Raw genomic sequence first — 13,137 nt, 5'->3', positions numbered from 1 at the left:
GGCCCGCCCCCGTTTCCACCAGAAACACCCCCGGTATCCTGCGGATGACCACCACCCGAAGCCGAAGGGCACATCCGTGAGCGCAACCAGCCCGGCAGCCGTCGTCGTCCTCGCAGCGGGTGAGGGCACCCGCATGAAGTCGAAGACACCCAAGGTCCTGCACGAGATCTCCGGGCGCTCGCTCGTCGGACATGTCGTCGCCGCCGCCCGTGAGCTGGACCCCCAGCACCTAGTCGTGGTCGTCGGACATGCCAGCGAGCAGGTCACCGCGCACCTGAACGCCGGCGACGCCCCCGTGCGCACCGCCTTTCAGGCCGAGCAGAACGGGACCGGGCACGCCGTCCGCATGGGTCTCGAGGAGCTGGGCGGCGCCGTCGAGGGCACCGTGATCGTCGTCTGCGGCGACACCCCCCTGCTGTCCGGCGAGACGCTCGGCGCGCTCGCCGCCACCCACGCCGCCGACGCCAACGCGGTCACCGTCCTGAGCGCCGAGGTCCCCGACTCCACCGGCTACGGGCGCATCGTGCGCGACCCCGCCACCGGTGCGGTCACCGAGATCGTCGAGCACAAGGACGCCACCGACGAGCAGCGGGCGATCCGGGAGATCAACTCCGGGGTGTTCGCGTTCGACGGGCGGCTGTTGGGCGAGGCGCTGGGCAAGGTGCGCACCGACAACAGCCAGGGCGAGGAGTACCTCACCGACGTGCTGTCCATCCTGCGCGAGGCCGGGCACCGGGTCGGGGCCTCCGTGGCGGGCGACCACCGGGAGATCCTCGGCATCAACAACCGGCTCCAGTTGGCGCAGGCGCGCCGGCTGCTCAACGAGCGGCTGCTGGAGCGGGCGATGCTCGCGGGCGTGACCGTGGTGGACCCGTCGTCCACGCTGATCGACGCGACGGTGACGTACGAGCGGGACGCGGTGGTGCACCCGGGGACCCAGCTGCTGGGGACCACGCACCTCGCGGAGGACAGCGAGGTGGGGCCGAACTCGCGGATCGGGGACACCGTCGTCGGTGCCGGGGCCCGGGTGGACAACTCGGTGACGGACTCGGCGGAGATCGGGGCGGGGGCGCTCGTCGGCCCGTACGCCTATCTGCGGCCGGGTACCCGGCTGGGGACGAAGGCCAAGGCCGGTACGTACGTGGAGATGAAGAACGCGACGATCGGGGAAGGGACCAAGGTCCCGCATCTGAGTTACGTCGGTGACGCGACGATCGGTGATCACACCAACATCGGTGCGGCGAGCGTCTTCGTGAACTACGACGGTGTCGCCAAGCACCACACGACGATCGGTTCTCACTGCCGTACCGGTTCGGACAATATGTTTGTGGCGCCCGTCACGGTCGGGGACGGGGTCTACACCGCCGCCGGGTCGGTCATCACCAAGGACGTGCCCGCCGGTTCACTGGCCGTGGCGCGGGGCCAGCAGCGGAATATCGAGGGTTGGGTGGCCCGGAAGCGGCCGGGCAGCGCCGCCGCGCAGGCCGCTCAGGCGTCGTCGCGGGAGACCGACGGGCAAAGCTGACCGGAAACAGGTGCGCCGGTGACGGCGTACCGTGATAGATGCTCACCCATTTCGGCTGGCTCGTTGCACATCGGGACCTATGCGTGCAGCGCCAGATACACGTCTGAGGAGACTGTGCTGTGACCGGGATCAAGACGACCGGCGAGAAGAAACTGATGCTCTTCTCCGGCCGCGCCCACCCCGAGCTTGCCGAGGAGGTCGCCCATCAGCTGGGAGTCGGTCTCGTGCCGACGAAGGCCTTCGATTTCGCCAACGGTGAGATCTATGTGCGGTTCCAGGAGTCGGCACGTGGCGCGGACTGCTTCCTGATCCAGAGCCACACGGCTCCGATCAACAAGTGGATCATGGAGCAGCTGATCATGCTGGACGCGCTGAAGCGCGCTTCGGCCCGCTCCATCACGGTGATCGTGCCGTTCTACGGCTATGCCCGCCAGGACAAGAAGCACCGTGGCCGTGAGCCGATCTCGGCGCGCATGGTGGCGGACCTGATGGCGACGGCGGGTGCGGACCGGATCCTCACCGTCGATCTGCACACGGACCAGATCCAGGGCTTCTTCGACGGTCCGGTGGACCACCTGTTCGCGCTGCCGATCCTGGCGGACTACGTGGGGGCGAAGGTCGACCGTTCCAAGCTGACGATCGTGTCGCCGGACGCGGGCCGGGTGCGGGTCGCCGACCGTTGGTGCGACCGGCTGGACGCGCCGCTGGCGATCGTGCACAAGCGTCGTGACAAGGACGTGCCGAACCAGGTCTCGGTCCACGAGGTCGTGGGCAACGTCGAGGGCCGGGTCTGTGTGCTGGTCGACGACATGATCGACACCGGTGGCACGATCTGCGCCGCTGCGGACGCGCTGTTCGCGCACGGTGCGGAGGACGTCATCGTGACGGCGACGCACGGGGTGCTGTCGGGTCCGGCGGCGGACCGGCTGAAGAACTCGAAGGTGAGCGAGTTCGTGTTCACGGACACGCTGCCGACCCCGGGTGAGCTGGAGCTGGACAAGATCACGGTGCTCTCGATCGCGCCGACGATCGCGCGTGCGGTGCGTGAGGTGTTCGAGGACGGTTCGGTGACGAGCCTCTTCGAGGAGCAGGGCTGACAGCGGTGTCGATCATCCTCGGGTGATCCACTTTGGGTGCGGCCTCCCCGCCGGGTAGACTCAGCGAGTTGCTCGGCGAGGGAGGCCGTACCTGTGTGTACGGCGGTCCGTTATCGACGCGCTCTTCGTAGCAGGCCTGTCGTGGGCCGGGTGACCGTTCGTGTTCCGTCTCCTGACGGCTCACCCACCTGACGAGGAGTGCAACCATGGCTGAGATCAAGCTCGCCACCGAGGTCCGTACCGAGTTCGGCAAGGGCTCCGCCCGCCGTGTGCGTCGCGCCAACCGGGTTCCCGCAGTCGTCTACGGCCACGGTGCCGAGCCGGTCCACGTCACGCTGCCGGGCCACGAGCTGCTGCTGGCGCTGCGTACGGCGAACGTCCTGATCGGTCTGGAGCTCGACGGCAAGGACATGCTGGTCATCCCGAAGGCTGTGCAGCGTCACCCCCTCCGCAGCACCATCGAGCACGTCGACCTGCTGACCGTGAAGCGCGGCGAGAAGGTGAACGTCGAGATCGCGGTGCACGCCGAGGGCGACCTGGCGCCGGGCGCCAACCTTCTCGAGTTCGTGCAGAACACGCTGCTCGTCGAGGCCGAGGCCACCCACATCCCCGAGTCCGTGACGGTCTCCGTCGCGGGTCTGGACGCCGGTGACTCGATCCAGGCCAAGGACATCAAGCTGCCGAAGGGCTCCGTGCTGGCCGGTGACGAGGACGCCATCGTGATCCAGGTCGTCGCCGCGCAGGCCGAGGAGCCGTCCGCGGACGAGGCCGGCGAGACCACCGAGGCCTGAGCCGTACCGCTCACCGTTCCACCTGCTTGACTGACGGGGTGGTGGTTCCCTTCCGGGAGCCGCCGCCCCGTTTGCCTGCCATGCCTGCCGTGCGTGCCACGCGTGCCATCTTGCTAGCCCTGCCATCCCCCTGCGTGCGAGGAGACCGAGCGCTGATGTCCGACGCCACCGACCCCTGGCTCATCGTGGGCCTGGGCAATCCCGGCCCCGACTACGCGGCGAACCGGCACAACGTCGGGTTCATGGTCGCCGATCTGCTGGCGACGCGGATCGGCGGGAAGTTCAAGCGGGCGCAGAAGGCGCAGGCGCAGGTCGTCGAGGGGCGGATGGGTCCGCCGGGTCCGGGGAGCCGGCGGGTGATCCTGGTGAAGCCGATGTCGTACATGAATCTGTCGGGCGGGCCGGTGACGGCGCTGCGGGACTTCTACAAGGTGCCGACGGATCATGTCGTGGCCGTCCATGACGAGCTGGATGTGGACTACGGGATGCTGCGGCTGAAGTTGGGCGGTGGCGACAACGGGCACAACGGGCTGAAGTCGATGACGAAGGCGATGGGTCCGGACTATCACCGGGTGCGTTTCGGGATCGGGCGGCCGCCGGGTCGGATGCAGGTCGCGGATTTCGTGCTGAAGGACTTCTCGTCGACCGAGCGCAAGGAGCTGGCGTTCCTGGTGGACCGGTCGGCGGACGCGGTGGAGTGTCTGCTGGCGGAGGGGCTGGAGCGGGCGCAGAGCGCGTACAACTCCTGAGGCGCCCTGCCTCCCTCCACAACTTCTGACATTCCCTTCCCTGGTGGGGCGTTTTTCGGCCACAGGTTGACCGCGGGTGGGGGTCTGGCCAAGGATCGGCCCCCATGAAACGGAGCTCTTCCCAGCATGCGGCGCTCGCGGGCCGTCGGGCGGCGATGGGGCTGGTCGTCCTGGTGCTGCTGGTCGCGGGTGCGTGGTCGTCGTGGAACACCGCGCACCACATCGTTCTGGCCAAGGGGCGTGACCACGGCACGGTGACGGTGACGGCGTGCGGCGAGGAGACGTGCACCGGTTCGTACGAGCCGGACGCGGTGTCGCGGGAGCGGCCGCGGGTGAGCGTGGACCGGTCGGTCGCGGCGCGGGAGGGGGATCGTTTCTCTGTCGTGGTGAAGCCCGGCACCGATGCGGTGGTCCGCACGGGGTTGCCGGGCTTTCTGCATGCGTGGGTGCCGTTGGGCGGGGCGTTGGTGCTGGCCGCGTTCGTGATCGGTGGCGGGCTGCGGATGTCGCGGGCGGCGTGGGGTGTCGGTACGGCGGGGGCGGTCCTGCTGGTGGCGACGTTCGTCGCGCTGTAGCAGGACCGCCCCGGGGCCCGTTCGTACGTCCGTACGTCCTTAGGGTCAGCCGGTGTTGCGGAGTCCTGCCGCGACGCCGTTGACGGTGAGCAGCAGGGCGCGGGCGAGCAGCGGGTCGGCTTCCTCGCCGCGCTCGGCCGCCTGGCGCTGGCGGGCCAGCAGGGAGACCTGGAGGTAGGAGATCGGGTCCAGGTAGGCGTCGCGGATGGCGAAGGTCTGCTGGAGTACCGGGCTGGTGCCGAGCAGTTCGGTGGAGCCGGTGACCTTGAGGACTTCCCTTACGGTCAGGGCGTGCTCGGCCTCGATGGCGTCGAAGACGTGCTTCAGCTCGTCGGGGACGAGTGTGTCGACGTAGTGCCGGGCGATGCGCAGGTCGGTCTTGGCGAGCGTCATCTCCACGTTGGAGAGGAAGTTCCGGAAGAAGTGCCAGTGCTCGTGCATTTCGTCGAGGACGGTGTCGAGTCCGGCTTCGCGCAGGGCCTTGAGGCCGGAGCCGACGCCGTACCAGCCGGGCACGATCTGCCGTGACTGGGTCCAGCCGAAGACCCACGGGATGGCGCGCAGGCCGTCGAGCGAGACGCCGGAGCCGGGGCGGCGGGAGGGCCGGGATCCCAGGTGCAGGTCGGCGAGTTGGTCGACGGGGGTGGAGGCGAGGAAGTACGCGGGGAGGTCGGGGTCCTCGACGAGCTTGCGGTAGGCGTCGTGGGCCGCGTCGGAGACGGTGTCCATGGCCGCGTCCCAGCGGGCGAGGGCTTCGTCGGACTGGCGGGGTGCGGTGTGCAGGGCGGAGGCCTGGAGGGTGGCCGCGACGGTCAGTTCCAGGTTCTCGCGGGCGAGGGCGGGGATGAGGTACTTGTCGGAGATGACCTCGCCCTGCTCGGTCACCTTGATCTCGCCCTCCAGGGTGCCCCAGGGCTGGGCGAGGATGGCGTCGTGGGAGGGGCCGCCGCCTCGGCCGACGGTGCCGCCGCGGCCGTGGAAGAGGCGCAGGCGTACGCCGTAGCGGTGGGCGACGTCGCGGAGGCGGCGCTGGGCGCGGTGGATCTCCCACTGGGAGGTGGTGATGCCGCCGAACTTGGAGGAGTCGCTGTAGCCGAGCATGACCTCCTGGACGTCGCCGCGCAGGGAGACGAGGCGGCGGTAGGAGGGGTCGGCGAGCATTTCGTCGAGGATGACGTCGGCGGCCTTGAGCTCGTCGGTGGTCTCCAGGAGCGGGACGATGCCGATCTTGGCCCAGCCGGCGTGGAGGTCGACGAGTCCGGCTTCGCGGGCGAGGACGGCGGCGGCGAAGACGTCGTCGGCTCCCTGGCACATGGAGATGATGTAGGACTCGATGACTTCGGGGCCGAAGCGTTCGAAGGCCTGCTTGATGGTGTGGAAGACGCCGAGGGTCTTCTCGCCGGCCGCGTCGAGCGGGGCGGGGGTGGGGGCGAGGGGCCGGCGGGAGCGGAGTTCCTTGGCGAGGAGCTTCTGCCGGTAGTCGCGGGGCATGTCGGTGTAGCGCCAGGATTCCTCGCCGAGCCGGTCGAAGAGCTGGCCGAGGGCGTGGTGGTGGGCGTCGGCGTGTTCGCGTACGTCCATGGTGGCGAGCTGGAGGCCGAAGGCGCCGAGGGTGCGGATGGTGCGGTCCATCCGGCCGTCGGCGAAGAGGCCGCCCTTGTGTGCGCGCAGGGAGGTCTGGATGAGTTCCAGGTCGGCGATGAGTTCGGCGGTGCCCAGGTAGTCGCAGCCGGGGCGGTGGGGGGTGCCTTCGGCGAGGCGCTCGCGGGTGTTGACGAGCTTCTGGCGGATACAGGTGGCCTTGAGGCGGTAGGGCTCTTCGGCGTTGAGCCGCTTGTAGCGGGGGCTGATGCCGGGGAGGCGTTCCAGGTCGGCCTGGAGGGAGGTGAGGAGTTCCTCGGTGGCTCCGGCGTAGCGGATGGAGTTGGAGAGGAGGCCGCGGAGGTGGTCGATCATCTCCAGGGCGTCGGTGATGCCGTGCTCGTGCTGGAGGATCAGGACGTCCCAGGTGACGGCGGGGGTCACGTTGGGGTTGCCGTCGCGGTCGCCGCCGATCCAGGTGCCGAAGGTGAGGGGGCGGGTGCCGGCGGGCAGTTCGACGCCGACGCGCTCCAGTTCGGCGGCGAGGTCCTCCAGGACGTCTCCGACGGCGCCCGCGTGGAGTTCGTCGAGGTAGTAGATGGCGTTGCGGGCCTCGTCGGCGGGCTCCGGGCGGACGACGCGGAGTTCGTCGGTCTGCCAGATGAGGTCGATGTTCTCGGCGAGGCGAAGGTCCAGGCGGCGGCGGTCGGCCTCGACGACCGGGGTCTCCAGGAGGGCGCCGATGCGGCGGAGCTTGTTGAGGACCGAGCGGCGGGCGGCCTCGGTGGGGTGTGCGGTGAAGACGGGCCGGACGTTGAGGTTCTTGACCGTTTCGCGGAGGTGCTCGGGGTCGGCGTCCTTGAGCCGGTCGGCGGTGCGGGCGAGCAGGCCGCCCTCGGCGGCGCGGCGGTCGCGCATCTCGTGGGCGCGGTGGACCTGCTCGGTGACGTTGGCGAGGTGGAAGTAGGTGGAGAAGGCGCGCACGAGCTGTGCGGCGGTCTCCAGGTCCGTGTCGCCGAGGAGTTCGGCGGCGGCTTCGCCGTCGGTGCGGGTCAGGGCGCGGACCCGTTCGACGAGGTCGAGGAGCTCCTGGCCCTCCTGGCGTACGAGGGTCTCGCCGAGGAGGTCGCCGAGGCGGCGGATGTCGGCGCGCAGCGCGGGGCTGGCGGCAGGGGTCTGGTCGGCACTGCTCACAGTGTGCGGCTCCTTGCAGTGAATGAGGAGGTGCGTTCGCTTCGCCGTCCCCATGCGGGTGGTGGTGGGGGCGGGTGGCGGGGTCCGGGGCCCTGCGGCTGGCAGCGGTGCTGTCGCCACGCCCCGACGAGCGGGTGCGGACCGCGCTGTCCGACGCTCCCAGGATAGGTGTCGTCGCAGGCGGCGTGTCCGTGGGCCCGATGGGGGTCGCGGTCGCCGCCCGGGACACCCGGGCCCCTATCCCCTTACCCCGTGGGCGGGCGGGGTATCGCGCGGGACGGGTTGGAGTGGCCTCTCGTGTTGTGGCGCCCGTCACTGCCATACTTACCAAGCCGTAGGTTACGGAACCGTAGCCACGGCCGTCCGCTCTTCTCCCTCACCCTCAGAGGTATCCCCCCATGGCGAGCACCCCTCATGTGATCGACGAGACCGAGCCTCCCGGGGCGGCCGGGGCCTCGTTGCCCCCCGGCACGCTGGGCGGCGACAGCAAGCGTTCGATCGAGCAGTTCGCGCTGCTGGTGTTCATCGTGGTGCCGTTCGCGGCCCTGGTCGCGGCGGTGCCGTTGGCGTGGGGCCGGGGGGTGAGCTGGCTGGATCTGGGGTTGCTGGTGGCGATGTATTTCATCGGCTGTCACGGGGTCACGATCGGCTTCCACCGGTATTTCACGCACGGTTCGTTCAAGGCGAAGCGGCCGTTGCGGATCGCGCTGGCCGTGATGGGGTCGCTGGCGGTGGAGGGGCCCCTGGTGCGGTGGGTGGCCGATCACCGCAAGCACCACCGGTTCTCGGACGCGGAGGGTGATCCGCATTCGCCGTGGCGGTTCGGGGAGAGCCTGCCGGCCCTGATGAAGGGGCTGTGGTGGGCGCACATCGCGTGGATGTTCGACGAGGAGCAGACGCCGCAGCAGAAGTACGCCCCCGACCTGATCAAGGACCCGGCGATCCGGGGCATCTCGCGCCACTTCCTGACCTTCACGATCGTCTCGCTGGCGATTCCGCCGCTGGTCGGCGGCCTCGTGACGATGTCGTGGTGGGGTGCGGCGACGGCGTTCTTCTGGGGTTCGCTGGTGCGGGTGGCGCTGCTGCACCATGTGACCTGGTCGATCAACTCGATCTGCCACGCGGTGGGCAAGCGGCCCTTCAAGTCCCGTGACCGGTCGGGGAACGTGTGGTGGCTGGCGGTGCTGTCGTGCGGCGAGTCGTGGCACAACCTGCACCACGCGGACCCGACGAGTGCCCGGCACGGGGTGATGCGGGGGCAGATCGACTCCAGCGCCCGGCTGATCCGCTGGTTCGAGATGCTGGGCTGGGCCACGGATGTGCGGTGGCCGGATGCCGAGCGTATTGACTCCCGGCGCACGTCTGTTCCGGCTGACGCGGCATGATTGACGACGTGGCGACCGACGGCAGCACGAGCAGCGAGCAGAGCAGGACCTCTCCCTCCCGCCGGGCCCGGCGGGTCCGGATGACGGGCAAGGAGCGCCGCGAGCAGCTGCTGGACATCGGGCGCGCGCTCTTCGCCGACAAGGGTTTCGAGGGCACGTCGGTGGAGGAGATCGCGGCGCGTGCCGGGGTGTCCAAGCCGGTGGTGTACGAGCACTTCGGCGGCAAGGAGGGCCTGTACGCGGTGGTGGTCGACCGCGAGATGCGCCGGCTGCTGGACATGGTGACGGGGGCGCTGACGGCGGGCCATCCGCGCGAGCTGCTGGAGCAGGCCGCGTTCGCGCTGCTGGACTACATCGAGTCGTACACGGACGGTTTCCGGATCCTGGTGCGGGACTCGCCGGTGGCGCAGTCGACGGGCACGTTCGCTTCGCTGATCAGTGACATCGCCACGCAGGTGGAGGACATCCTGGGCCTGGAGTTCAAGGCCCGGGGCTTTGATCCGAAGCTGGCCCCGTTGTACGCGCAGGCGCTGGTGGGGATGGTGGCGCTGACGGGCCAGTGGTGGCTGGACGTGCGCAAGCCGAAGAAGGCGGAGGTGGCCGCGCATCTGGTGAATCTGTGCTGGCACGGGCTGGAGAATCTGGAGGCGAAGCCTCGGCTGATAGGGCACCGGAAGAGCTGACCGCGTAACCCTTCCGCACGTCGTCACCCGTTGTGATGACGTATGCGGATTTCCCGCCGTAGGGTGGTCGGGAGGGCAGAGGATTCGTCCATGGGAGGAACCATGACCGCCGAGCCGACCACCGCGCACAGCTCCCGCTGGCCGGTGCCCCCGCAGGACGGATACACCGTGGACGATCTGTTCACGCTGCCCGATCTCCCGCCGCACACAGAGCTGATCGACGGGAGCCTGGTTTTCGTGAGTCCGCAGCGAGACTTTCACAGCACGATGATCGATCTGCTGGTGACGGGACTGCGCAGTACGGCGCCCCCGGAGGTGAGGGTGCGCCGGGAGATGACCGTAGTGCTGGATCGGCGGAACGCTCCGGAGCCGGATGTCTCCGTCGTGCGGACCGAGGCGATCACAGGGCTCGACGTGACGCGGTACCAGGCCGCCGACGTCCTCCTCGCCGTGGAGGTCGTCTCCCCCGACTCCGAGGCGCGCGACCGTGAGGCCAAGCCGCACAAGTACGCGACGGCCGGCATCCCGCACTTCTGGCTCGTGGAGATGGTCGGCACCGACCAGCACCCCGTCGTGCGGGTCTATGAGCTGGACCCGGTGACGAAGGCGTACGCGCTGACCGGGATCCATCACGACCGGCTGAAGACGGGTGTGCCGTTCCCGGTGGACATCGACGTCTCGGCGGACGCGCTCAAGGAGCTGTAGGGCCCCTCGGTCACGCCTCCGGCTTCTTGCGGGCGACGGCGAAAATGCGGCGGAACGGGAAGACCGTGCCGTACGGGCCGGGCGGGTAGGCCTCGCGGAGCAGGCCGCGGTATTCGGTGAGGAACGCGTCGCGGGCCGCCGGATCGTCGGCCAGGGCGGTGAGGACGGGGCGCAGTGCGGTGCCCTTGACCCAGTCGAGGACCGCGTCGTCGCCGGGCAGGGTCTGGAGGTAGGTGGTCTCCCAGACGTCGGCCGTGCAGCCCAGGTCGCGGAGGCGGGTGAGGTAGTCGGCGGGGTCCAGGGCGGAGGCGGTGCGGTCGCCGATGCCGTGGAGCAGGGGGCGCCAGCGGTCGGATGCGCGGAGGGCGGCCAGGAGGGTGTGGCTGGGGGCGGTGAAGTTGCCGGGGAGCTGGAAGGCGAGGGTGCCGCCGGGGGCGAGGGCGTCGAGCCAGCGGGGGAAGTGTTCGGCGTGGCCGGGGATCCACTGGAGTGCGGAGGTGGAGACGATCAGGCCGTACGTCTCGGTGGGCGTCCAGGTCGCGGCGTCGGCCTCGGCGAAGTCGAGCAAGGGGGGCCGGGCGTGGGCGGCGGCTGCGGCGAGCATCTCGCGCGAGGTGTCGTAGCCGGTGATCCGGGCGGTCGGCCAGCGGTCCGCGAGGAGGGCGGTGACGTTGCCCGCGCCGCAGCCGAGGTCGGCGATGCGGGGTGCGGGGTGGCCGGGGAGGTCGCCGATGCGGGCCAGGAGGTCGTGGAAGGGGCGGGTGCGGTGGTCGGCGTGGCGCAGGTACTGCTGCGGGTCCCAGGAGGGCTGGTCGGGTGCGGTCATGGGGAACAGGATCACGCCGAGAATCTCTTGATGTCAAGACACTTGAATTCAAGAGACTTCATGTCGAGGGACCCTCTACACTGATCGCTATGGAGGACGAGGTCGACCGACTGGTCGCTGCATGGCGCCGAGAGCGCCCCGACCTCGACGTGGAACCACTCGAGGTGCTCAGCCGCGTCTCCCGCCTGGCACGCCACCTCGACCGGGCCCGCCGCATAGCCTTCTCCGAGCACAACCTGGAGCCGTGGGAGTTCGACGTGCTGACGTCGCTGCGCCGCGCCGGCGCCCCGTACCAGCTCTCCCCCGGGCAGCTGCTCACCCAGACCCTGGTCACCTCGGGCACGATGACCAACCGCATCGACCGGCTGACCAAGAAGAACCTCGTCGAGCGGCTGCCCGACCCGAGCGACCGGCGGGGCGTCCTCGTCCGGCTCACGGCCGAGGGGCGCGACAAGGCCGACCAGTCGCTGGCCGGACTGCTCGACCAGGAACGCGCCATCCTCGGCGAGCTCTCCCGCCACCAGCGCGGCGAACTGGCCGGGCTACTGCGCCAGTTGACCGCCCCGTTCGACAACATTCCCACTTAGCGGCGCTTCGGCGGGGCCGACCCCCGCCCGGCGGGCCAGCGCCACCGCGGCCAGCGTCGAGTGCACCCCGAGCTTGCCCAGCACGTTCTGCATATGGGTGCGCACCGTGTGCGGGGAGAGGAACAGGCGCTCGGCGACCGCCTTGCGGCCGAGCCCCGCCACCATGCAGCGCAGCACCTCCCGTTCCCGGGGCGTCAGCGACTCCACCAGCCGCTCGCTCTCGGTGCGGTGCTTGCGGGCGGCGGTCAGCTCCCGCAGTACGCCGGTGAGCAGCGCGGGCGGCAGATGCGTCTCGTCGCGCAGCACGCCCCGTATCACCGCCAGTAGCCGCTGCAACGAGCAGTCCTTGGCCACCCAGCCCGAGGCGCCCGCCTGGAGCGCCCGTGCGGCGGCCCGCGGGTCGTCCTTCTCGGCGAGCACCACCGACCGGACGGCGGGCCGGGCCGAACTGACCCCGGCGACCAGCGAGATGCCGTCGACGACGCCCGTCTCCTCCTGCCGGGGCACGGGGACGGCGTGCGCGCCTCCGGCCGTCAAGGCGCCCAACTCGGCGTCCACCAGCAGCACGTCGTAACCGCGCCCCTCGGTGGCGGCCCGCTCCAGGGCGCGCAGCGCGGCCGGGCCGCTGCCCGCCGCTGACACGTCCACGTCGGGCTCGGCCGCGAGGGCCGCCGCGAGCGACTCGGCGAAGATGCGGTGGTCGTCGACCACCAGAACCCGGATACGCGCCACAGAACCCCCATCGGTGGGGGCGGACAGCTGCGGGTACGGCGTCCGGAGGGATCGGCACGGCCCGCTGTGCTCCGGCCGCCGCCTTCGCACCGCCTGCCGCCCCGCCCCCGGGCGCCGTACCCGGCTCTCTCGCTCCCCTGAATGAGCACCGGCCCCCACCGGTGCTGAGCAACAGCGTACGGGTGGGGGCCACGAGGGGAAGCTGATTCGCCGAACTGGTTGCCCCGGGTGTTTAGGGTGTGCTTCATGTTCCGTCTTGAGACAGAAGTGGACAGAGAACGTCGTATTCTGCTGAGCGGGCGACTGCACGAGGACAACATCGCGGCCGCGGCCGGCCTGCGCGCGCTGCTCTCCACCTCCGCCGAGCACGAAACTCCGCTGGAGGTCTGGGCGTTGGACGAGCACGGGGCCCTGGCCGGTGGGCTGACCGGGCGGACCTGGGCGTACTGGCTGCATGTGGATCTGCTCTGGGTCGACGCCCCGCACCGGGGCTCCGGCCTCGGCGCGCGTCTGCTCGCCGAGGCCGAACGGACCGCCCGCACCGAGCGCGCCTGTACCCGGTCGCGGCTGGAGACCTGGGACTTCCAGGCCCCCGGCTTCTACCGCGGGCAGGGGTACGAGGAGGTCGGCCGGGTCGCGGACTACCCGCCGGGCGTCACCGAGTTCATCCTGGTCAAGGAGTTGTGAACGCGGGGCTCCGCGGACTC

Annotated in this window: 13 protein-coding genes; 10 read left to right on the top strand and 3 right to left on the bottom strand. The window is 70.3% G+C overall.

Features of this window, described 5'->3' with window-relative positions:
• The first annotated feature begins 76 nt into the window (after window positions 1-76).
• The 5 genes from glmU (at window position 77) to N7925_RS21820 (ending at window position 4,737) form a co-directional block, all read left to right on the top strand.
• Window positions 77-1,525 carry a bifunctional UDP-N-acetylglucosamine diphosphorylase/glucosamine-1-phosphate N-acetyltransferase GlmU gene (gene glmU / locus N7925_RS21840; protein WP_274344890.1) on the top strand — a complete coding sequence of 483 codons (1,449 nt, stop codon included), beginning with the start codon at window positions 77-79 and terminating at the stop codon, window positions 1,523-1,525.
• Between the two features lie 119 nt (window positions 1,526-1,644).
• Window positions 1,645-2,622 carry a ribose-phosphate diphosphokinase gene (locus N7925_RS21835; RefSeq protein WP_015609053.1) on the top strand — a complete coding sequence of 326 codons (978 nt, stop codon included), beginning with the start codon at window positions 1,645-1,647 and terminating at the stop codon, window positions 2,620-2,622.
• A 206-nt stretch (window positions 2,623-2,828) separates the two neighbouring features.
• Complete coding sequence (locus tag N7925_RS21830) at window positions 2,829-3,413, top strand: 50S ribosomal protein L25/general stress protein Ctc (RefSeq protein WP_265601162.1); 585 nt, start codon at window positions 2,829-2,831, stop codon at window positions 3,411-3,413.
• A gap of 155 nt (window positions 3,414-3,568) precedes the next feature.
• The gene (pth, locus tag N7925_RS21825; RefSeq protein WP_018961721.1) at window positions 3,569-4,162 is read left to right on the top strand and encodes an aminoacyl-tRNA hydrolase; all 594 of its coding nucleotides are present in this window, start codon (window positions 3,569-3,571) and stop codon (window positions 4,160-4,162) included.
• 104 nt (window positions 4,163-4,266) lie between these two features.
• Complete coding sequence (locus N7925_RS21820; protein ID WP_265601161.1) at window positions 4,267-4,737, top strand: hypothetical protein; 471 nt, start codon at window positions 4,267-4,269, stop codon at window positions 4,735-4,737.
• A gap of 45 nt (window positions 4,738-4,782) precedes the next feature.
• On the opposite strand, the gene ppc is transcribed toward N7925_RS21820, so the two are convergent.
• Window positions 4,783-7,512, bottom strand: a complete 2,730-nt coding sequence (gene ppc / locus N7925_RS21815; RefSeq protein WP_274344889.1) for a phosphoenolpyruvate carboxylase — start codon at window positions 7,510-7,512, stop codon at window positions 4,783-4,785.
• Between the two features lie 398 nt (window positions 7,513-7,910).
• Here ppc and N7925_RS21810 point away from each other — a divergent pair, with 398 nt between their 5' ends.
• From N7925_RS21810 to N7925_RS21800, 3 genes are all read left to right on the top strand, one after another.
• Window positions 7,911-8,897 (top strand): acyl-CoA desaturase, encoded by a 987-nt coding sequence (locus N7925_RS21810; RefSeq protein WP_265601159.1) that lies wholly within the window; start codon window positions 7,911-7,913, stop codon window positions 8,895-8,897.
• On the top strand, window positions 8,894-9,580 hold the full coding sequence (locus tag N7925_RS21805; protein WP_026291172.1) for a TetR/AcrR family transcriptional regulator: 687 nt from the start codon (window positions 8,894-8,896) through the stop codon (window positions 9,578-9,580). The genes N7925_RS21810 and N7925_RS21805 overlap by 4 nt, the downstream gene beginning before the upstream one ends.
• 102 nt (window positions 9,581-9,682) lie before the next feature.
• A complete protein-coding gene (locus tag N7925_RS21800; RefSeq protein WP_274346523.1) occupies window positions 9,683-10,285 on the top strand; it encodes a Uma2 family endonuclease in 603 nt (200 codons plus the stop codon).
• A gap of 10 nt (window positions 10,286-10,295) precedes the next feature.
• On the opposite strand, the gene N7925_RS21795 is transcribed toward N7925_RS21800, so the two are convergent.
• A complete protein-coding gene (locus tag N7925_RS21795; RefSeq protein WP_265601158.1) occupies window positions 10,296-11,111 on the bottom strand; it encodes a trans-aconitate 2-methyltransferase in 816 nt (271 codons plus the stop codon).
• Window positions 11,112-11,200: 89 nt separating this feature from the next.
• On the opposite strand from N7925_RS21795, the gene N7925_RS21790 reads away from it, so the two are divergent.
• On the top strand, window positions 11,201-11,698 hold the full coding sequence (locus N7925_RS21790) for a MarR family winged helix-turn-helix transcriptional regulator (RefSeq protein WP_274344888.1): 498 nt from the start codon (window positions 11,201-11,203) through the stop codon (window positions 11,696-11,698).
• Here N7925_RS21790 and N7925_RS21785 read toward each other — a convergent pair.
• The gene (locus N7925_RS21785; protein WP_274344887.1) at window positions 11,654-12,430 is read right to left on the bottom strand and encodes a response regulator transcription factor; all 777 of its coding nucleotides are present in this window, start codon (window positions 12,428-12,430) and stop codon (window positions 11,654-11,656) included. The genes N7925_RS21790 and N7925_RS21785 overlap by 45 nt on opposite strands.
• A 246-nt stretch (window positions 12,431-12,676) precedes the next feature.
• On the opposite strand from N7925_RS21785, the gene N7925_RS21780 reads away from it, so the two are divergent.
• Window positions 12,677-13,117, top strand: a complete 441-nt coding sequence (locus tag N7925_RS21780) for a GNAT family N-acetyltransferase (RefSeq protein WP_265601155.1) — start codon at window positions 12,677-12,679, stop codon at window positions 13,115-13,117.
• The last annotated feature ends 20 nt before the right edge of the window (window positions 13,118-13,137 follow it).

Origin of the sequence: Streptomyces sp. CA-278952, assembly GCF_028747205.1 — a bacterium.
Lineage (GTDB): Bacteria > Actinomycetota > Actinomycetes > Streptomycetales > Streptomycetaceae > Streptomyces.
This window is presented reverse-complemented; position numbering and strand designations above follow the sequence as displayed.

Excerpts from the sequence above, each read along its gene's own strand:
- N7925_RS21830 (WP_265601162.1), top strand. The coding sequence starts at position 2,829 with ATGGCTGAGATCAAGCTCGCCACCGAGGTCCGTACCGAGTTCGGCAAG.
- pth (WP_018961721.1), top strand. The coding sequence starts at position 3,569 with ATGTCCGACGCCACCGACCCCTGGCTCATCGTGGGCCTGGGCAATCCC.
- N7925_RS21810 (WP_265601159.1), top strand. The coding sequence starts at position 7,911 with ATGGCGAGCACCCCTCATGTGATCGACGAGACCGAGCCTCCCGGGGCG.
- N7925_RS21790 (WP_274344888.1), top strand. The coding sequence starts at position 11,201 with ATGGAGGACGAGGTCGACCGACTGGTCGCTGCATGGCGCCGAGAGCGC.
- N7925_RS21820 (WP_265601161.1), top strand. The coding sequence starts at position 4,267 with ATGAAACGGAGCTCTTCCCAGCATGCGGCGCTCGCGGGCCGTCGGGCG.
- N7925_RS21780 (WP_265601155.1), top strand. The coding sequence starts at position 12,677 with ATGTTCCGTCTTGAGACAGAAGTGGACAGAGAACGTCGTATTCTGCTG.
- N7925_RS21805 (WP_026291172.1), top strand. The coding sequence starts at position 8,894 with ATGATTGACGACGTGGCGACCGACGGCAGCACGAGCAGCGAGCAGAGC.
- N7925_RS21795 (WP_265601158.1), bottom strand. The coding sequence starts at position 11,111 with ATGACCGCACCCGACCAGCCCTCCTGGGACCCGCAGCAGTACCTGCGC.
- N7925_RS21800 (WP_274346523.1), top strand. The coding sequence starts at position 9,683 with ATGACCGCCGAGCCGACCACCGCGCACAGCTCCCGCTGGCCGGTGCCC.